Below are 19,822 nucleotides of genomic sequence, written 5' to 3'. Positions count from 1 at the left end.
TTCCCGACGAGCTGTCGGCCTTCGGCCTGCAATTCGGTCACGGGCTGGGGCTGGCGCTGCACGAACGCCCGATCATCTCGCGCGCGGTCTCGCTCGACAACCCGATGGAAATCCAGACCGGCATGGTCTTTGCGCTCGAGACCTATTGCCCCGCCGCCGACGGCTTTTCCGCCGCGCGGATCGAGGAAGAGGTGGTGGTGACCGACACCGGCTGCGAGGTGATCTCGCTCTTTCCGGCACAAGACCTGCCGATCGCCAACCGCTACTGACCGGCGCGCCGCAGGGGGACATTATGACCAAGAAAACCAACACCGAAGACTACCTGCGCATGTACCGCCAGATGGTGCGCATCCGCACCTTCGAGGACAATGCGAACAAGCTTTACCTCTCGGCCAAGATGCCGGGGCTGACCCATATGTATTCCGGCGAGGAAGCCGTCGCCGTGGGCATCTGCGAGGCGCTGAAGGTGACCGACAAGATCACCTCGACCCATCGCGGCCACGGCCATTGCGTCGCCAAGGGCGCGGCATTCCGCGAGATGTTCTGCGAGCTTCTGGGCAAGGAAGAGGGCTATTGCCGCGGCAAGGGCGGCTCGATGCATATCGCCGACCAGTCGAATGGCAACCTCGGCGCCAATGCCATTGTCGGCGGCTCGATGGGCATCGCCACCGGCGCGGCCTTTACCGCCAGGTTGCTGGGCAAGGAGGACGTCACCGTCTGTTTCTTCGGCGATGGCGCCACGGCGCAGGGGTTGATGTACGAGGTGATGAACATGGCCGCGCTCTGGCACCTGCCGGTGATCTATGCCTGCGAAAACAACGGCTATTCCGAATATACCCGGACCGAGGAAATCGCCGCCGGCTCGATCTGCGCCCGCGCCGAGGCCTTCGGCATCGAGGCGCATCAGGTCGATGGGCAGGATGTGCTGGCGGTCAATGCGCTGACCCGCACCTTGGTCGAACGCGCCCGCAAGGGCGAAGGGCCGTTCTTTCTGGAGCTGATGACCTATCGCTATCACGGTCACCACGTGGGCGACATCAACCGCGAATATTACCGCTCCAAGGACGAAGAGAAGGACTGGAAGGACAATCGCGACCCGATCATCCGGTTCCGATCCTGGCTGGTCGAGGAAGGCATCGCCGGCGAAGACGAGATCGAGGCGATGAACGAAGAGATCAAGGCCGATGCAACCGCCGCCGTCGAATATGCGCTGGCGGCCCGATACCCCGACGTCTCCGAGGTGGACATGCATGTCTACACCGATGTGACACACGCGCTGGCGCGCAGCCCGGCCTGAGGAGGAACCGATGCGACAAATCACCCTGTCCCAGGCCGTGAACGAAGCCCTGGCCGAGGAAATGCGCCGCGACGAGCGCGTGTTCATCATTGGCGAAGATGTGGCAGAGGCCGGCACGCCGTTCAAGGTGCTCTCGGGTCTGGTCGAGGAGTTCGGCACCGCGCGGGTGGTGGATACGCCGATCGCCGAGCCGGGCTTCATGGGCCTCGCCGTTGGCGCGGCGATGACCGGCACGCGGCCCGTCGTCGACCTGATGTTCGGCGATTTCATCTATCTGATCATGGATCAGCTCTGCAATCAGGCAGCGAAAACCCATTACATGTCGGGCGGCAAGCTGAACGTGCCGCTGGTGCTGCGCACCAATCTTGGCGCCACCCGCCGTTCGGCGGCGCAGCATTCCCAGTCGCTGCATGCGCTGGTTGCGCATATACCGGGGCTCAAGGTCGCCATGCCCTCATCGGCCTATGAGGCCAAGGGGCTGATGAAGACCGCCATCCGCGACGACAATCCGGTGGTGATCTTCGAAGACAAGCTGATGTACAACGACAAGGCTCCGGTGCCGGAGGAGGAATTCCTGATCCCCTTCGGCGCCGCCAATATCAAGCGCGAGGGCCGTGATATCACCCTGATCGGCACCTCGTCGATGGTGCAGGTCTGCGAAGCCGCCGCCGATCTCCTCGCCCAGGAGGGGATCAGCGCCGAGGTGATCGACCCGCGCACCATCGTGCCGCTGGACGAGGCGACGCTGCTGGCATCCGCACGCAAGACCTCGCGCGTGATCGTGGTGGACGAAGGCCACCAGAGTTACGGGGTGACCGGCGAGATCGCCTCCCGGATCAATGAACAGGCATTTTATCACCTCGACGCGCCGGTGCTGCGCATGGGGGCGATGGATGTGCCGGTGCCGTTCTCGCCGGCGCTCGAGGATATCACCGTGCCGACCCCCGAGGGCGTGGCGGCGCAGGCGCGCAAGCTGATGGCGGGGGAGATGATCCATGCCGCGGAATGAAACCTCGGGTCTGCCCCCGCATGAGGTGATCATGCCGGCGCTCGGCATGGCGCAGGACAGCGGGGTGATTGTCGCCTGGCACAAGGCACTGGGCGAGGCGGTCGCCGCCGATGACGTGCTGTTCGAGGTCGAGACCGACAAGGCGACGATGGAGGTGCCCGCCGGCGCCGAGGGTTTTGTCACCCATATCGGCGCCGAGGCCGGGGCCGAGGTGCCGGTGGGCGAGGTGATCGCGCTGATCGGCGCCAGCTCTGACGCGGGGCAGGGCGCTGAGGGTTCCGGTTCGGCGCCGCCCGTCACGGCCGAGCCCGTGCCCGAGGGCGACAACGTGATCATGCCGGCGCTCGGCATGGCGCAGGACAGCGGGGTGATCGTCGCCTGGCACAAGGCGCCGGGCGAGCAGGTTGCCGCCGGGGACGTGTTGTTCGAAGTCGAGACCGACAAATCCACAATGGAGGTCGAGGCCGGATTCGACGGCTACGTCGCGGCGCTGCTGGCCGAGGCCGGAGAAGAGGCGCCGGTCGGCGAGACCATCGCGGTGATCGTGGCGGAAAAGCCCGGCACCCCGGTGCAGAAGAGCCGTGGCGCGGTTCCGGCGGCCAAGGTGGAGCCGACGGAAAAATCGCCTTCGCCGGCGCCAGCAAAGGCGAAGTCCAACGCGCCGGCGCAAACGTCGCCGCCGGCTTCGCGGACCGGCCGTATCCTCGCCTCACCCAAGGCCCGGCGTCTGGCGCTGGAACAGGGGCTCGACCTGTCGCGCCTGGCCCGGGCCGGCCATCCGCAGCCCTATCACGTCGCCGATCTCGAGGTGCTGCGGGCGCTGCCCGCCGCAAGTGCCGAGGCGGCGCCGGCGGTGTCGCGACGTCTCACCGCCGAGATCCCGGCCGACGGATTTGCCGATTTCGCCGCCTGGGCCGCCGACAGCGCCGGGCTGACGGACCCGGCGGCGCTGCTCGCCGGCATGGCGGCGGCAAGCCTGGGCAAGCCGGGCGCGATCGTCGCGGTTGAGCGCCTCGGCGCCACCCGGTTCTATGTCACCGCCGCCGGTCCGCTGTCGGGCGTGTCAGAGGCGCCGCCCGATGCCGTGCCCGACCTTCGCTTGCGGGATCTGCGGCTCAGCCGGATCAGCAGCCTCGCCCTCGGGGCCGAGGACGCGCCGGTTCTGACCCTGACGCCCTCGGGCGGCGGTCATGTCGTCACGCTGGAATGCGCCGGGGATCAACTGGGCGCGGCGGATGCCGTGGCGCTTGTTTCCGAATTCGCGGGCCGGATGGAACAGCCACTCCGCCACCTGCTCTGAGCCATGGAGGCCAACATGGAATGCACCGATCTCTATATCAACGGACGCTGGGTGCCGGGCGCCGGCGGCGCGCGGTTCGACGTCATCAATCCGGCCGATGAACGGGTTCTGGCCTCGGTCGCCTCGGCCGAGATCGCCGATGCCGATGCGGCGCTCGACGCGGCCGAGGCCGCGATGAAGGACTGGGCCGCCCGCACCCCGCGCGACCGCTCGGAAGTGCTGCGCAAGGCGTGGGAGCTGATGACCGCGCGACAGGAGGCCTTCGCCCGGTTGATCACCCGGGAAAACGGCAAGGCGCGGGCCGATGCGATGGGCGAGGCGGGCTATGCCGCCGAGTTCTTTCGCTGGTTCGCCGAGGAAGCGGTGCGCGCCGACGGGCTGATCACCCGGGCCCCGGCCTCCGGCGCGCGGATCGTGGTTCAGCACAAACCCGTCGGGCTTGCCGTACTGGTCACGCCCTGGAACTATCCGGCGGCCATGGGCACCCGCAAGATCGCCCCGGCGCTGGCTGCGGGATGTGGCGTGATCATCAAGCCGGCCTCGGAAACGCCGCTGACCATGCTGGCGCTGATGCCGCTGCTGGAAGAGGCGGGTGTGCCGCCGGGCCTTGTCAACGTGCTGCCGACGACTGGCAGCGGCGCGCTGGTCGATCACATGCTGCATGATCCGCGGGTGCGGGTGATCTCTTTCACCGGCTCCACCGGCGTGGGCCGCAAGCTGTTGAAATCCGCCGCCGACCAGGTGCTGAAGCCGGCGATGGAGCTGGGCGGCAACGCGCCCTTGATCGTCTTTGAGGATGCCGACATGGAAACCGCCGTCGCAGGCGCCATGCTGGCCAAGATGCGCAATCTCGGCGAAGCCTGCACCGCCGCCAACCGGATTTATGTGCATGCGGAGGTGGCCGAGGCCTTCACCGCTCAACTCACCGAACGGATGGCCGCTCTGAAGGTCGGCAACGGTCTCGAGGCGGACATCGACGTCGGCCCGCTGGTCAATGCCGCTACCCGCGACAAGGTGGCGGCATTTGTCGAGGATGCGATGGCCCGGGGCGCCGAATTGCGACTGGGCGGCAAGGTTCCCGAGGGCCCCGGCTTTTTCTATCCGCCCACGGTGCTGACCAATGTCGCGCCGGATGCGGATTGTGTCCATGACGAGATCTTCGGCCCGGTCGCCGCGATCCAGACCTTCACCGATCAGGACGAGGTGATCGCCCGCGCCAATGACACCGAATACGGGCTGGTGGCCTATGTCTTCACCGAGGATTTCAGACGCGGCATGCAGGTCTGCGAGCGGCTCGACTATGGCATGGTCGGGCTCAATCGCGGGCTGGTGTCGGACCCGGCGGCGCCCTTTGGCGGGGTCAAGCAATCCGGGCTGGGCCGCGAAGGCGGGCACGAAGGCATGCTCGAATTCATGGAAACCCAGTATATCTCGGCAAGCTGGTAGGGGGCGGAAATGACGGATTTTATCGCAGCCCCCTCGGTTCGGGCGCTGGCCCTGCAACGGGGAATCGACCTGAAGACACTGGCGCAGGATCTGGGCCGGACCACCATCGCCCGCGAGGATCTGGAACGCCCCCCACGTGCCACCGCGCCCTCGGGCGAAAACAGCTATTGGGAGGTGGATCACGCCGCCTTTGGCCCGGTCACCGAAGAGCCGACAAGCCGCTTTGCCCGGGCGGCGGCGGCCAATCTGGCCGCGGCCAATGCGATGATCCCGCAGGTCACGCATCACGACCGGGCCGATATCACAGCCCTCGAAGGTTTTCGCAGGACGCTGAAAACCGAGGCGCAAGAGCGCAATATCAAGCTGACCGCGCTGGCGTTCCACATCAAGGCGCTGGCACGGGCCTTGCGCGCCTTCCCGCGGTTCAACGCCTCGCTCAGCCCTGATGGCAAGACGCTGGTTCTGAAGGATTATGTGCATGTCGGCATTGCCGTCGACACCGCCCATGGACTGATGGTGCCGGTGCTGCGCGACGTTGACAGGGCAGGTCTCTGGCAGATCGCCGGGGAGATATCAGACCTCGCCGCGCGGGCGCAGGACCGCAGGATCGGGCCCGAGGAGATGGGCGGCGCCTCGATGACCGTCTCCTCGCTCGGGGGCATCGGCGGCACGGGGTTCACGCCGATCGTCAATCCGCCGGAGGTGGCAATTCTGGGCATTTCCCGCACCGAGACCGCCACGCTCTGGCAGGATGACACCCCGCGCCCGGTGCCGATGCTGCCGCTCGATCTCAGTTACGATCACCGGGTGATCAACGGTGCCGATGCGGCCAGGTTCATGCGGTATCTTTGCGGGCTGCTGGAAGACCCGCGCCGGATGATGGTGTGACCGCACCGCCGGCCAGTGCCGCGCCATGCAGCGCCGAATCTCAGGACGCGGGCGGCTGCGTCGGCGCCGGGCCGGTCCGCATCAGGGTGTTCTGGTTGATGGCGTAATCCTGGTACATTGGCAGGGTCGCGGCGCCGATTGCCCGGGCCATGCCGCCCAGCCGCCCGGCCTCGCAGTCCGGCCGCAGCACGCCTTGCAGGTCCATGCCGTCAAGTTGGCGGTTCACCTCTGCCACCAGCGCCCGGCGGACATGTTCGGGAAAGGCGCCGTCGATCACCACCGCATCGAAATCGATCAATGCCAGCGACGACACCGCGGCATGCGCCAGCCCATGCGCCGCGATCTCGATCCAGGCCTGAACCGGCCCGGGACAATCCTTCCAGACGGACGAATCGCGCGCCACCCGGCCCGGGTCTTCTCCGGCGTCGCGCAGCATTTCCTCAAGCACCGTCAGCGAGGCGTGATCGACCAGCCGGTCGCGTCCGGGGCGGCCGGGCACGCGCAGCGGCCCAAAGCCGCCGGCGTTGCCCCGGCGGCCGAAAAAGATGCCGGAGTTCAGAACGATACCGCCGCCGACAAAGGTGCCGACAAAGAAATAGACAAAGTCGGATTGTCCGAGATGCGCGCCATGCATCAATTCGCCGGTGCAGGCGGCGGTGGCATCATTGGCGATGCTGACGGGAAAGGGCACCAGCCGGCTTATTTCGCTCCGGATATCGACCGACTTCCACCGCGCCATCTCTTCTCTCGGCGCGCCGAATTCCTCGGTCCAGCTCCAGAGTTCCCAGGGCATGGCAATGCCCAATCCCGAGATGTCCGATTTGTGCAGACCGGCGCGGCGAAGCACTTTCGGCAGGGCGCTTTTGACAAAGGCGATGCTGCGCTCCGGCGTGGGATATTGGTGAAAGTCGTGCTGCACCGCGCGCAGCGCACCGGCAAAGTCCACGATGGCAAGGTCGAACCCCCGGCGCCCGATCCGCAGCCCGAGATAGTGGCGCGCGTCGGGGTTGATCCGGGCCGGGACCGACGGCTGGCCGATCTTGCCGCGCTGAGGCGTGCCGCGGATCAGGAGGTTTTCCTCTTCCAGCGTTCGGAAAATCACCGAGACCGCATTGGGGGACAATCCGGTCGCCTGAGTGGCCTCGGCCTTGGTCAGCTCGCCGTGGCTACGGATCAGTTGCAGGATCAGCCGCTCGTTATAGTCGCGCACGGCAACCTGGTTGGAACCCTTTTGCGGGTTGGAGCGCAGCAGCGCCTCGCGAGCTGACGCCGGGCTTCCGGGCCCTGTATCGGTTTGATTCTTCACGATTCTGCCCCGTCTGGTCTGCCTCGTTTGGCTCCCGCCTGCATAGTAGGAGCTCTTGGCGGATTGGCAAGAGAAGACCGTGGTGTTACTCTCAATTATTACTTTCGAAGGAATTAATAATTGACTCACGACCCAACTCTGGCATACATAGCCACCCGTGATCGACGGATCACATAATGCCCGAGTCGTCGCCTGGCGGCCGGGGCCGAACCAGCGGACGCCGAAGATGATCACGCCCGACACCTTTCCCCAGAGCAAGATTGCCGATCTGGCGCAGCGCATCGCTGGCCTGCCGAAAAAGCCCGGCCGCTGGCTGGTCGCCATTGCCGGCGCGCCGGCCGGGGGCAAATCCATCCTTGCCGCCAATGTGACGGCGGCGGTCAACGAGGCCGGCCGCAGCGCGCGCGCCATCCCGATGGACGGCTTTCACCTCGACAACGAGATTCTCGCCGCCCGCGGCCTGCTGCCACGCAAAGGCGCGCCGGAAACCTTTGATGCCGATGGCTTCATTCATCTCATCCGGCGGCTGAAGGACGGTGGCGAGGTTGTCTATCCGCTGTTCGACCGGAGCCGCGACCTGGCCATCGCCGGCGCTGCCGTGATCGAGGCCGAATGCGACGTGGCGATCATCGAGGGCAATTACCTGCTGTTCAATGAGGCGCCCTGGTCCGCGCTCGCGCCGCTCTGGGATCTGTCGGTCTGGCTCGACACGCCGGGCGACGTGCTGCGCGACCGACTGGTGCAGCGCTGGCTCGATCACGACCATTCGCCCGACGCGGCGCTGGCCCGGGCCGAAAGCAACGACCTGCCGAACGCGCGCCGCATCCTCGCGGCGTGCCTGCCCGCCGATGTGACCTTTTCGCTGGCCGAGAGTCAGGGGTGAGACCAGCGCGGCCCCAATGATCAATGGAGAGACTTGATGCAAACCAGCCTGAGCCAATTGCGGCAGATGACGACCGTCGTTGCCGATACCGGCGATGTCACCGCGATCCGGGCGTTGAAACCGGTCGACTGCACCACCAATCCCAGCCTGATCCTGAAGGCGCTTCAGATGCCGGCGTTCGAAGAGCTGGTGGCGCGGGAAATCGAGGCCGGACGAGGGGCCGGGAAAACACCGCTCGAGATCGCTGACGCGCTGACCGTCGGGGTTGGCGTCGAACTGGCCAAGCTGGTGCCGGGCCGGGTATCGACCGAGGTGGACGCGCGGCTGTCGTTCGACACCGCGGCCTCGGTCGCCAAGGCGCGGGCGCTGGTGGCCGCCTATGCCGAGCGCGGCGTCGGACGTGACAGGCTCTTCATCAAGCTGGCCGCCACCTGGGAGGGCATCCGCGCGGCCGAAATCCTCCAGCAGGAGGGGACGGATTGCAATCTGACGCTGCTCTTTTCGCTCACCCAAGCCGCCGCCTGCGCCGATGCGGGTGTGGCGCTGATTTCGCCGTTTGTCGGCCGGATCACCGATTGGCACACTGCCCGCGACGGCCGCGCCTTTGCGGCCCAGGAAGATCCCGGCGTGCTCTCGGTGCGCGAAATCTACGACTACTATAAATCCAACGGAATCGAGACCATCGTCATGGGGGCCTCGTTTCGCAATATCGGCCAGGTCAAGGCGCTGGCCGGCTGTGACCGGCTGACGATTTCGCCGGGGCTGCTGCAAGAGCTTGACGCCGAGACGGCCGAGCTGAAGCGGATGCTGACGCCGGAAAAGGCCACTGGCCGCGCGCGGCTTGCAGTCGACGAGGCGCGGTTCCGTTGGAAGATGAATGCCGATGCCATGGCCACCGAGAAACTCGCCGAAGGCATTCGCAATTTCGATGCCGATCACGAGAAGCTCTTGCACCGGATCGCCGAAAAGCTGGCGTGAGCAGGACGACGGCGCCGCGGGGCGCCGTCATTTCCGTCAGAGACAGCCGCCGATCAGCCGGGGCGCACCATGTCGCGCGGCATTTCCGAGAAGATCTCGGGCCCGTCTTCGCGCAGGATCACGATTTCCTCCAGACGAATGCCAAAGGCGCCGCTGATGTAGATGCCGGGCTCGATCGAAAAGACATTGCCCTCGGCCAGCACCGCGTCGGAATTGGCGGCGATATAGGGTGGCTCGTGCACGTCGATGCCCAGCCCGTGGCCGGTTCGGTGCAGGAAGCGGTCGCCATAGCCCGCCGCCGCGATCACCTCGCGGGCGGCCTTGTCGATGTCACGCGCCGGCACGCCGGGCTTGGCCGCCTCCAGCGCGGCTTGTACCGCGTCCTCCACGACATTGAAAACCTTGGTGTATTCCTCGCCCGGCGTGCCGAAGAAGCCGCAGCGCGTCATGTCCGAGGGATAGCCGTTCAGCCGGCAGCCGGTGTCGATCAGCACGGCCGTATCCGGCCAGAGAGGGGTCTCGCCCGGCGTGTGATGCGGAAAGGCGGAAGAGGCGCCGAAGCAGACCGAACAGAACACCAGGCTGGCACCATTGGCCTTGAAGTGGTCGTGGATCAATTCGACCACCTCGCGCTCGGTGATGCCCTCCTCGAGGGCGGCAAAGGCGGCCTTGACGGCGCTGTCGTTCAGCAGATGCGCGGCCTTGATCGCCGCCTCTTCGCCGGCGTCCTTGGCGGCGCGCAACGCTCCGACGGTGTCTTCGGTAAAGCGGCGCCGGGGGCTGTCCATCGCGTCGAGCAGGCGCAGGGCGAAATCGGTGCGCATGGTCTCGTCCAGCACCACCGACAGGCCCGGGCCGGTGGCGTCGCAGGCGGCGAGCAGGGCGGCAAGCGCGGCGTCCGGGCCTTCGTCGTCACGCCAGTCGCAGAACGGCAGGTCGGTGTCGCGGCGCGCGGCATCGGCGTTCAGCGCCGGCATCAGAAACCCGGCGTGGCTCTGGCTGACCAGCAGCAGCACCGGCCGTTCGTCGCCATGCGGGTGAACGCCCGAGAGCCAGGCCATGTGGCTCGAGGGCCCGAGCGCCACGAGGTCGGTGCCGGTCTCGGCCATGCGGGCGCGCAGGTTGGCCAGGCGGGTTGCGGTGCGGGGAAAGGCGGTCATGCGGGCTCCGATGGGTGTCGCTGAAATGGGGCAGGCCGCCGGGGATACCGGCAGCCTGCGGTTTTGTGGTCAGTCCTTGTCGACCAGACGGTAATAAACGAAATCCGAAGTCGCGCCGTTGACGTATCCGGTCACGTCATCATCCATCGCCACCTGATAGGCCGCCTGGAACATGATCACGATGGGCGAGCTGTCCTGCACCGATTTCTGAAGCTCGCGGTACATGTCGAGCCGCGCCTCGGGGTCAGCCTCGGAGAGCGCCGCCATGGTCTTCTTGTTCAGCGCCTCCGGCACCGCCCATGCGTTGCGCCAGGTGGTGGTGGCGGCATAAGAGCCGTCGGAATTGTCGGAATTGTAGGCAAAGGCCTTGGCGTTGGAATGCGGGTCCATGAAGTCGGGGCCCCAATACAGCAGCATCGCCTCGTGGCTGCGCTCGCGGTACTTGGTGATCACCTGACTGCCGGTGCCGGGCAGGATTTCGAAATTGATGCCGGCGTCGGCAAAGCTGGCCTGCAAGGATTGCGCCATGTCGGTGAAGGGCGCGGCGTTGATCACATCCATCGAAACGGTGATCGGCGTCTCGACGCCGGCCTCGTCGAGGATCGCCTTGGCCTTCTCCGGGTCGTAGGTGAACGGCGTCTCGTCATAAGAGCCGGGGAAGCCCTTGGGCCAGAAGGCCTGGTGCACGTCCATCTGGCCCTTGATGATCGAGTTGGTCATGCCCTCGTAATCCACCAGATAGCGCGCCGCTTCCCAGACTGCCGGCGGCGTCAGGCTCTCGGTCTTCTGGTTGAACGACAGGAAGTGGACGGCGGCCTGCGGAAAGGTCTCGACCTTGATTTCTTCGCTGTCGATCGAGGCGATCTGATCCGGGGTCAGGTTGCGCGCCATGTCCACATCGCCCTGTTCCAGCAAAAGCTGCTGGGTCGCGGCTTCGGCGACATGGCGGATGATCACGCTGTCGACTTCCGGCGCGCCGTTGAAATAGTTTTCGTTGGCGCCCATGCGCACCATCTGCGCCGGGGCGTAGCGGTCGAGCGTGAAGGGGCCGGAGCCGGCGGAGTTTTCGTTCAGCCAGGCGTTGCCCATGTCGCCATCGACCTCATGCTCCTGGACCAGCGCGCTGTCGACGATCGAGGCCGGGCGCGAGGCCAGCACGTTGAGCACGAAGGCAGAGGAGAAATCGCCGTCATAGGTCACCTTGACGGTGTTGCCCTCGGCGGTGACCATCTGGTCGACATTCTCCGGGGTCCAGCCAAGCTGGGCCAGGATGAAGGCCGGCGTCAGGTTCAGCTTGATGACGCGGCCGAAGGAATACAGCACATCCTCGGTGGTCACCGGGTTGCCCGAGGCGAATGTCGCGCCGTCGCGCAGGGTGAAGGTGATGGTCTTGGCGGCATCATCCGCCTGCCAGTCCGTGGCGAGGCCGGGGGCCAGGACGGTGGTGTCCTCGGCGTCGTATTGCACCAGGCGGTCATAGAGGTTGGTGACCAGCTCGCCCGAGGTGAACTCATAGGCCTGGGCCGGGTCGAGCGCGACGATATCGTCGATGTTCTGCGCCACGACAAGCACGCCTTCGGGGGTTTCGGCCAAGGCCGCCGGGGCCGCCAGCGGCAGCGCCAGGACGCTGGCCAGAAGGGTGGATTTCAGATGTTTCACAGGGGGTCTCCTTGTTGGATCAGGGTGAAAGAGCTGGCAGCGGACGCTCTGCGGCGCCTATATCTTGTGTGCCAGCTCCGGGAGCTCGATAGCGCCTGCGCGGGTCAGGACGGTCAATGTCCCGGCCCAGAGGATGCGGGCCGTCTTTTCGGTCGGGTTGCTCCAGGCATGGGCGGTCTGGCCGCTGTAATGCAGGCAATCGCCCGCCTTCATGCGAAAGCTCTGGTTGTCGAGGGTCTGTTCGATCTCGCCTTCGAGGACAAAGATCATCTCTTCGCCCTCATGGCTCACGGTTTCCGAGACATAGCCGGGCGGAACATGCAGCAGATAGCTCGACAGTTCCGAGCCGGGGAAATCGGCGGCGAGGCTTTCATAGGTAAGCGAGGAATGCGCCAGCGAAAACTGCGGTCGCTGGCCGGCGCGGGTCAGCCCGTCTGACGGCTTGGGCGCGGCGATGAAATATTCCAGCGCGACGCCAAGCGCATCGGCAATCTGCGCCAGCGTGCCCAGCGACGGTGTGGCATTGTCGCGCTCGACCTGGCTGAGATAGCCGACCGAAACGCCGGAGCGGTCGCAGAGCGCTTGCAGGGTCATCTGCACCTGCTTGCGCCGCTTGCGGATCGCGGCGCCAAGTTGCGGATCTCGTCTGGCTCTTTCGCGCGGCATGGTCGCAGCCTTCCCCTTCTATGCGCCGCCCGCTTCTGCAAAGCTGTTGCGAACGGTCTCCCGTGCCGGAGCGACATGGTAAGAATATTTTTGGTATAGAAAAAAATTTTTTGCAATAAGCAAGATTTGTTTTATGCACGGAGGCATTCGGAACGGTGCGGCCTGCCTTGTCCGAAGGCAGTGGCCGTCACGATGCGGCCCGGACGAGGCCGACATCGACGCAGGAAAGGGGCGGTGCCTTTGCGCAGGAAGACAGCAGGAGCCCAAAGGCTCAAGCAGGCGGCCAGGTCGCTCGGCGGCTTTGTCGTGGTGACGGCACTGACCTTTATCGGGTTGATGGCGATCACCTTTTTCATCGGCCGGGTGATCCCGATCGATCCGGTTCTGGCGGTGGTCGGCGACCGCGCGACGCAAGAGCAATATGACGCCGCCCGCGTCGCCATGGGGCTCGACCGGCCGCTGGTCTTGCAGTTCGTCTCTTATGTCGGCGATGTCTTCCAGGGCAATCTCGGCCATTCGGTCTCGACCAACCGCCCCGTGGCGCAGGATCTGGCGCGGGTGTTTCCCGCCACGCTGGAAATGGCGACGCTGGGCATCCTGATCGGTGTCGGTCTCGGCGTGCCCTGCGGCACCTGGGCGGCGGCGCGTCAGGGCACCTGGGTCGATCAGCTGATCCGGGTCTTTGCGCTTCTGGGCTATTCGGTGCCGGCCTTCTGGCTGGGCCTCGTCGGGCTGGTGGTGTTTTATGCCAATCTCGGCTGGGTCGCGGGGCCGGGACGCGTCGATATCTTCTACGAGGGGCTGGTCGAGCCACGGACCGGGTTGATGCTGGTCGATGCGGCGCTGGCAAGCGACTGGGAGGTGTTCTGGAACGCGCTCGATCACCTGATCCTGCCGGCGGCGATCCTCGGGTTTTTTTCGCTGGCCTATATCGCGCGGATGACCCGCAGTTTCATGCTCGACACGCTGGGGCAGGAGTTCATCACCACCGCACGGGTCAAGGGCGTCTCGGAATGGCGGGTGATCTGGGTGCATGGCTTCCGGCCGATCCGGGTGCCGCTGATCACCGTGATCGGCCTGTCCTATGCCGCTCTGCTCGAGGGTTCGGTGATGATCGAGACGGTGTTCAGCTGGCCCGGCATCGGCAATTACCTGACCGTGGCGCTGCTCAATGCCGACATGAATGCGGTGCTGGGCGCGACGCTGGTGATCGGCGCGGTCTTCATCCTGATCAACAAGCTCTCGGACGTGCTTTACCGCGTCCTTGACCCGCGCAGCCGATAGGAGGCCCGCATGACCACCGCAAGACATTGGCTGCTCGACGAGTCTCCGGCCTCGAGATTGCAGGCCAACTTGGGCCATGCCTACCGCATGGCGCTGCAACTGGCGCGCAATCCGCTGGCGATGGTGGGGGCCTTCATCCTCCTGCTGCTGATCCTCGCGGCGCTTTTTGCGCCCTGGATCGCACCCTACAGCCCGCTGGGCCAGAACCTCGAGGCGCGGCTCTTGCCGCCCTCGGCGCAGCACTGGATGGGCACCGACGAGCTGGGCCGCGACATCTTCAGCCGGGTGATCTATGGCGCCCGCATCACCCTGACCATCGTGGCGCTGGTGGCGGTGATCTCGGCGCCGCTGGGGCTCTTGATCGGTGCCATCTCGGGCTATTTCGGCGGCTGGACCGACAAGCTGCTGATGGGGGTGACCGATGTCTTCCTGTCGATGCCCAAGCTGATCCTGGCGCTGGCCTTTGTCGCCGCGCTCGGGCCGGGGATCGAAAACGCGATCATCGCCATCGCCATCACGTCCTGGCCGGCCTATGCCCGGATCGCCCGGGCCGAGACGCTGACCTTCCGCAACTCCGAGTTCATCTCGGCCACCCGGCTGCTGGGCGCCTCGCATGCACGGATCATCACCCGCCACGTGCTGCCGCTCTGCACCTCGTCGATGATCGTGCGGGTGACGCTCGACATGGCAGGCATCATCCTGACCGCCGCGGGTCTCGGCTTTCTCGGGCTGGGCGCGCAGCCGCCGCTGCCGGAATGGGGCGCGATGATCTCGCGCGGGCGGACCTTCATCCTTGATCAATGGTGGGTGGCGACCATGCCGGGCTTTGCCATCATCGTGGTTTCGCTGGGCTTCTGCTTCCTCGGTGACGGGCTGCGCGATGTGCTCGATCCCAAGCAGGGGGGCAAGTCATGAGCCCGCTTCTCGATGTCAGGAACCTGCGGGTCAGCTTTCCGACGCCGCAAGGCCGGGCCGAGGTGGTCAAGGGGCTGTCGTTCACCCTCGGCCGCGAACGTCTTGGCATCGTCGGCGAAAGCGGCTCGGGCAAGTCGATGACCGGCCGCGCCATCCTGCGGCTGATCCGCACGCCGGGCCGGCAGGAGGCGGATCGGCTGGCGTTTGACGGCATCGACCTGACAACGCTGTCCGAACGGCGGATGCGCGATCTGCGCGGCGCGCGGATCTCGATGATCATGCAGGATCCCAAGTTCTCGCTGAACCCGGTGATGACCGTGGGCGCGCAGATCGCCGAGGCGCTGCTGACGCATGAGACACTGGCGCGCCGCGACGTGCAGGCGCGGGTGATCGAGATGCTGCACGCGGTACGCATCAACGATCCCGAGCGGGTGACCGGGCTTTATCCGCATGAGGTTTCCGGCGGCATGGGCCAGCGCATCATGATCGCGATGATGCTGATTCCGCAGCCCGACCTGCTGATCGCCGATGAGCCGACCTCGGCGCTGGATGTCTCGGTGCAGGCGCAGGTGCTCGACCTGATCGACGAGCTGGTGCGCGACAAGGGCATGGGGCTGATCCTGATCTCGCACGACCTGCAATTGGTGGCGCGCTATTGCGACCGCATCCTGGTGATGCATGCCGGCCAGGTGGTCGAGAGCTGCGCCGCCGCCGATTTGCACAAAGCGCGCCACCCCTACACCCGGGGGCTGCTGGCGGCGGTGCCCCGGATGGAAGAAACCCGCGACGAGCTGCCGGTGCTCGACCGCAGCGCATGGAGCGGCACATGAGCGCGATTTCCCTCAAGAACCTCGATATCTCCTACGGGCCGACCAAGGTGGTGCAGGGAGTCGATATCGAGGTTGCCGAAGGCGAGAGCTTTGCGCTGGTGGGCGAGAGCGGTTCCGGCAAATCCACCGTGCTCAAGGCGATTGCCGGGCTGGCCCCGGAATGGACCGGCGAAATCAGCGTGCTGGGCCAGCCGCGCGGCCACATGGTGGATCACGGATTTGCCCGCCGCTGCCAGATGGTGTTCCAGGACCCCTATGCCTCGCTGCATCCGCGCAAGACGGTGGATGCGGTGCTGTCCGAGCCATTGCAGGTGCAGGGCATCGGCAACCGCGGCCGCCGCGTGGTCGAGATGCTGGCCGCCGTCGGGCTGGACACGCGCTTCCGCTTCCGCTTTCCGCACCAGCTCTCGGGCGGGCAGCGCCAGCGGGTGGCCATCGCCCGGGCGCTGATGCTGGAGCCGCGGGTGATGCTGCTCGACGAGCCGACTTCGGCGCTGGATGTCTCGGTTCAGGCCGAGATCCTCAACCTGCTGAAACGGCTGCGCCGCGAACAGGGGCTGACCTATCTGCTGGTCACCCACAACCTACCGGTGGTGAGCTTCATGTGCGACCGCATGGCGGTGATGAACAAGGGCCGCATCGTCGAGATCGCCCCGGCGACCGCGCTGCACGACGGCAGCTTTCAGGATCCCTATACGCAATCCCTCTATGCCGCCTCGGGTGGCAATCCAGATCGCAAGGACATTTGATGACCGAGACCAAGACCGCCCTGCGTGCCTTCGAGGATGCGCTGTCCGGGGCCGTGACCGAAACCCAGGCCTTTGACGCGCTCTGCGCCCTGACCAAGGCCACGGTGGGCGCCAAGCTCTTTACCGTGATGACCGCCGACATGCAGGCGATGCTGGCGCGCCGCGCCTATTCCGACGACCCGGAGAATTATCCGACCTCAGGCACCAAGGAGATCACGCTCAACCCCTGGTTCGAGCAGGTGCACGGCCGCCGCGAGAGCTTTGTCGCCAATACGCTGGCCGATATCGACGCGGTCTTCCCGGATGCCGAGCTGATCGGCCGGCTGGGTTGCGCCTCGGTGGTCAACCTCCCGGTGATCCTCGGCGGAGAGCTGGTAGCCACGGTCAACATCCTGCATGAAGAGGGCTATTACACGCCCGAACGGGTGACGCAGGCCGAAGAACTGTTGCGCCTGCCGGCGATGGCGGCGATGGCCCTGTCGCGCTAAGGCCCCGGCACCCCAGACCAGACCGATTTTTCCCCGGCCGCAGGCAACAACGGCCGGTTTTTTCATGTCTGCATCAGCGCGATGATTTCGTAATCTGTAAATTCTGTGCGCTGATTTCCGCGAAAATCACCATCTGTCGTCAAATTTGTGAAGTTTTCCATTACTAATATTGACACATTTCCGGCCAAAGTATACTAATCCTGTTAACTTTGGCGGAGGGAGTTTGGAGGGGGCGATCTGCTGACTCTTCTGAAAATCGGAGTGCGGTCGAGCCGCTGAACGCCACCGGCGTTTGGTGGCCGGTGCGGTTGCCCGACGGGCGGGCCGATCTGCGTCCGGCGCCGGTTCGCGGCGCCCGACGGCCGCGCAGCGCCGGGGCTGCCTGCCGCCGCTGGGGCGGGCCGAAGTCACGATAACCAGGGCTGCTACCAGCCACACGATAGGAATGACCATGAGCGATTACATCTTGTCCAGCGAGACACGTGACAAATTCAAAAGGGTATCCACGGCCTCCGTTGCCACGGCGCTCTACAAGCGGGGATTGCGCAACCAGTTCGTGCAGGGCGTCGTGCCGGTCGAACGCAAGCCGGTGACCATGGTCGGCCAGGCCTTCACCCTGCGCTATATCCCGGCGCGGGAAGACCGCAATCCGCTTACCGTGTTCCGTGACCGCGACCACAAGCAGCGGGTGGCGGTCGAGGCCTGCCCCGCGGGTCATGTGCTGGTGATGGATGCCCGCAAGGACAGCCGCGCCGCCACCGCCGGATCGATCCTGGTCACCCGGCTGCAAAAGCGCGGCGTCGCGGGGGTGGTGTCGGATGGCGGGGTGCGTGATGCGATGGGCATCGGCGCGCTCGAGATACCGGCCTATTTTGCCTGCCCCTCGGCGCCGACCAACCTGACGTTGCACGAGGCGATCGACATCAATGTGCCGATTTCCTGTGGCGACGCGCCGGTCTTTCCGGGCGACGTGATGCTGGGCGACGGCGATGGCGTGATGGTGATCCCGGCGCATCTGGCGGAAGAGATCGCCGAGGAATGCACCGGCATGGAATCCTACGAGGATTTCGTTCTGGAACAGGTCAACGAAGGGGCCGCGATCATCGGCCTCTATCCGGCGACCGACGAAGACAACCTGGTGAAATACAGCGCATGGCGCGAACGGACAGGACGATAACATGACTTTTACGCCCCACGGAGATCACTGGATCGCAGGCAAGCGCGTCGGCGCGTCGGCGCGGTTCTCCTCCGCTCCGGCCAGCGGCAGCACCTTTGAGTTTTCGGCTGGCACGCCCGAGCTGGTAGCCGAGGCCTGCGCGGCGGCCGAGGCCGCCTTTGCCGGATTTGCCGCCACCAGCCGCGAGGCCCGGGCGCGGCTTCTGACCACCATCGCCGACGAGATCGACGCCCGCGGCGCGCAGATCACCGAAATCGGCAGCGCCGAAACCGGCCTGCCCGCGGCACGGCTCGAGGGCGAGCGCGGCCGGACCACCGGCCAGCTGCGGCTGTTTGCCGAGCATGTCCTGAAGGGCGATTACCTCGACCGCCGCCACGACGCGGCCCTGCCCGAGCGTCAGCCCCTGCCGCGCCCGGATCTGCGGATGATGCCGCGCCCGGTCGGCCCGGTGGCGGTCTTCGGCGCCTCCAACTTCCCGCTCGCCTTTTCCACCGCCGGCGGCGACACCGCCGCCGCGCTGGCCGCCGGCTGTCCGGTGGTCGTCAAGGGCCATGGCGCGCACCCCGGCACCGGCGAAGTCGTCGCGGATGCCATCGTCGTGGCGCTGGACGCGCTCGGAATGGACGCGGGCATCTTCAGTCTTGTCCAGGGCGGCAGCCGCGCCGTGGGCGAGGCACTGGTGACGGACCCCCGGATCAAGGCGGTCGGTTTCACCGGCAGTCTCGGCGGCGGACGGGCGCTCTTTGACCTCTGCGCTGCCCGCCGCGAGCCGATCCCGTTCTTCGGCGAGCTGGGCAGCGTCAATCCGATGTTCGTTCTGCCGCAAGCGGCCTCGGCCCGGGGCGTGGAGCTGGGGACCGGCTGGGCCGGAAGCCTGACCATGGGGGTCGGTCAGTTCTGCACCAATCCCGGCATTGCCATCGTGATCGACGGGCCGGAGGCGGATGCCTTCGTGCAATCGGCGACCGAGGGGCTGAAGGCGGTTGCCGCCCAGACCATGCTGACCGATGGCATGGCCGCGGCCTATCGCGACGGCGCCCGCCGGGTGGCCGAAGGCGCCGGCGTCAAATCCCTGCTGAGCACCGCCTGCGAGGGCCGCGCGGCCGCGCCTTGCCTGTTCGAGGTGTCCGCTGGCGACTGGCTCGAGAACGAGGCGCTGTCGGAAGAGGTCTTTGGCCCGCTCGGGCTGGTGATCCGGGTGGCGGACGCCGCGCAGATGACACAGATCGCGCAGAGCTTCAAAGGGCAGCTGACCGCGACGCTTCAGATGGAGGCCGAAGACATCGAGCTGGCGCGCGCGCTGTTGCCGCTGCTCGAGCGCATGGCCGGCCGGGTTCTGGCCAATGGTTTCCCCACCGGGGTCGAGGTCTGCGACGCCATGGTGCACGGCGGGCCGTACCCGGCCAGCACCAACTTTGGCGCAACCTCCGTCGGCACGCTGTCGATTCGCCGTTTCCTGCGGCCGGTGTGTTACCAGAACCTCCCCGACGAGCTCCTCCCGGCCGATCTTGTGAAGGTCTGACCTTCTCCCGGATCGGCACCTCATGGCCCGCCGCCGCGTTCCGATGCGGTTGGCGGGCCATTTTTGTTTCGCGCCGTCACATTGCGGGACCTGATCCGAGGCGCTCCGCAGGTCCGGCCTTACAGATCTTGTCAACAGGCGTCCCAATCGCCAAAGACCTGTCAGGTTTCGTCTATATTTGTCGCTAAAGTAGACAGATTTTGCAAGAAATGCGTAAAAATTGCGGATAATTAGTAACTTTTTCCGTTGATTTGTAAAAAGCTAT

General features: G+C 65.9%; 19 protein-coding genes. 15 read left to right on the top strand and 4 right to left on the bottom strand.

The features are described from left to right. The 6 genes from BMW90_RS14115 to BMW90_RS14090 all read left to right on the top strand — a co-directional run. Positions 1-269, top strand: a 269-nt coding sequence (locus BMW90_RS14115; protein ID WP_139211379.1) for a M24 family metallopeptidase, incomplete at its 5' end; no start/stop codon positions are given. A gap of 23 nt (positions 270-292) precedes the next feature. Continuing rightward, complete coding sequence (locus tag BMW90_RS14110) at positions 293-1,297, top strand: thiamine pyrophosphate-dependent dehydrogenase E1 component subunit alpha (RefSeq protein WP_074837166.1); 1,005 nt, start codon at positions 293-295, stop codon at positions 1,295-1,297. A 10-nt stretch (positions 1,298-1,307) separates the two neighbouring features. Next, the gene (locus BMW90_RS14105; protein WP_074837165.1) at positions 1,308-2,306 is read left to right on the top strand and encodes an alpha-ketoacid dehydrogenase subunit beta; all 999 of its coding nucleotides are present in this window, start codon (positions 1,308-1,310) and stop codon (positions 2,304-2,306) included. Then, entirely contained in the window at positions 2,293-3,606 is a 1,314-nt protein-coding gene (locus BMW90_RS14100) for a biotin/lipoyl-containing protein (RefSeq protein ID WP_074837164.1), read from the top strand. Before BMW90_RS14105 ends, BMW90_RS14100 begins: the two co-directional genes overlap by 14 nt. Positions 3,607-3,621: 15 nt before the next feature. Further along, the gene (locus BMW90_RS14095) at positions 3,622-5,052 is read left to right on the top strand and encodes an NAD-dependent succinate-semialdehyde dehydrogenase (RefSeq protein ID WP_074837179.1); all 1,431 of its coding nucleotides are present in this window, start codon (positions 3,622-3,624) and stop codon (positions 5,050-5,052) included. Between the two features lie 9 nt (positions 5,053-5,061). Then, positions 5,062-5,940, top strand: coding sequence for a 2-oxo acid dehydrogenase subunit E2 (locus BMW90_RS14090; protein WP_074837163.1), 879 nt, complete (start codon positions 5,062-5,064; stop codon positions 5,938-5,940). A 40-nt stretch (positions 5,941-5,980) separates the two neighbouring features. On the opposite strand, the gene BMW90_RS14085 is transcribed toward BMW90_RS14090, so the two are convergent. After that, positions 5,981-7,246, bottom strand: coding sequence for an ROK family transcriptional regulator (locus BMW90_RS14085; RefSeq protein ID WP_048534909.1), 1,266 nt, complete (start codon positions 7,244-7,246; stop codon positions 5,981-5,983). Between the two features lie 226 nt (positions 7,247-7,472). Here BMW90_RS14085 and BMW90_RS14080 point away from each other — a divergent pair, with 226 nt between their 5' ends. Continuing rightward, positions 7,473-8,129 carry a nucleoside/nucleotide kinase family protein gene (locus BMW90_RS14080; protein ID WP_074837162.1) on the top strand — a complete coding sequence of 219 codons (657 nt, stop codon included), beginning with the start codon at positions 7,473-7,475 and terminating at the stop codon, positions 8,127-8,129. A gap of 36 nt (positions 8,130-8,165) precedes the next feature. Beyond that, positions 8,166-9,107, top strand: coding sequence for a transaldolase (gene tal / locus BMW90_RS14075; RefSeq protein ID WP_074837161.1), 942 nt, complete (start codon positions 8,166-8,168; stop codon positions 9,105-9,107). Positions 9,108-9,160: 53 nt separating this feature from the next. On the opposite strand, the gene BMW90_RS14070 is transcribed toward tal, so the two are convergent. The 3 genes from BMW90_RS14070 to BMW90_RS14060 form a co-directional block, all read right to left on the bottom strand. After that, complete coding sequence (locus BMW90_RS14070) at positions 9,161-10,267, bottom strand: M24 family metallopeptidase (RefSeq protein ID WP_074837160.1); 1,107 nt, start codon at positions 10,265-10,267, stop codon at positions 9,161-9,163. A gap of 69 nt (positions 10,268-10,336) precedes the next feature. Further along, on the bottom strand, positions 10,337-11,926 hold the full coding sequence (locus BMW90_RS14065; protein ID WP_074837159.1) for an ABC transporter substrate-binding protein: 1,590 nt from the start codon (positions 11,924-11,926) through the stop codon (positions 10,337-10,339). A gap of 57 nt (positions 11,927-11,983) precedes the next feature. Beyond that, the gene (locus BMW90_RS14060) at positions 11,984-12,592 is read right to left on the bottom strand and encodes a helix-turn-helix domain-containing protein (RefSeq protein ID WP_048534916.1); all 609 of its coding nucleotides are present in this window, start codon (positions 12,590-12,592) and stop codon (positions 11,984-11,986) included. A gap of 234 nt (positions 12,593-12,826) precedes the next feature. Here BMW90_RS14060 and BMW90_RS14055 point away from each other — a divergent pair, with 234 nt between their 5' ends. The 7 genes from BMW90_RS14055 (at position 12,827) to BMW90_RS14025 (ending at position 19,557) form a co-directional block, all read left to right on the top strand. Next, complete coding sequence (locus BMW90_RS14055) at positions 12,827-13,876, top strand: ABC transporter permease (protein WP_407657391.1); 1,050 nt, start codon at positions 12,827-12,829, stop codon at positions 13,874-13,876. A gap of 9 nt (positions 13,877-13,885) precedes the next feature. Continuing rightward, positions 13,886-14,791: a nickel transporter permease gene (gene nikC, locus BMW90_RS14050; protein WP_074837157.1), complete on the top strand. Its 906-nt coding sequence runs from the start codon at positions 13,886-13,888 to the stop codon at positions 14,789-14,791. After that, positions 14,788-15,621 carry an ABC transporter ATP-binding protein gene (locus BMW90_RS14045; protein ID WP_074837156.1) on the top strand — a complete coding sequence of 278 codons (834 nt, stop codon included), beginning with the start codon at positions 14,788-14,790 and terminating at the stop codon, positions 15,619-15,621. The genes nikC and BMW90_RS14045 overlap by 4 nt, the downstream gene beginning before the upstream one ends. Further along, positions 15,618-16,370, top strand: a complete 753-nt coding sequence (locus BMW90_RS14040; protein WP_074837155.1) for an ABC transporter ATP-binding protein — start codon at positions 15,618-15,620, stop codon at positions 16,368-16,370. The genes BMW90_RS14045 and BMW90_RS14040 overlap by 4 nt, the downstream gene beginning before the upstream one ends. Continuing rightward, a complete protein-coding gene (locus BMW90_RS14035) occupies positions 16,370-16,858 on the top strand; it encodes a GAF domain-containing protein (protein WP_074837154.1) in 489 nt (162 codons plus the stop codon). Before BMW90_RS14040 ends, BMW90_RS14035 begins: the two co-directional genes overlap by 1 nt. Before the next feature lie 451 nt (positions 16,859-17,309). Further along, the gene (locus tag BMW90_RS14030) at positions 17,310-18,035 is read left to right on the top strand and encodes a ribonuclease activity regulator RraA (RefSeq protein WP_074837153.1); all 726 of its coding nucleotides are present in this window, start codon (positions 17,310-17,312) and stop codon (positions 18,033-18,035) included. Position 18,036: 1 nt separating this feature from the next. Next, positions 18,037-19,557, top strand: coding sequence for an aldehyde dehydrogenase (NADP(+)) (locus BMW90_RS14025; RefSeq protein WP_074837152.1), 1,521 nt, complete (start codon positions 18,037-18,039; stop codon positions 19,555-19,557). The last annotated feature ends 265 nt before the right edge of the window (positions 19,558-19,822 follow it).

Source organism: Marinovum algicola (assembly GCF_900109145.1).
Taxonomy (GTDB): domain Bacteria; phylum Pseudomonadota; class Alphaproteobacteria; order Rhodobacterales; family Rhodobacteraceae; genus Marinovum; species Marinovum algicola.
This window is presented reverse-complemented; position numbering and strand designations above follow the sequence as displayed.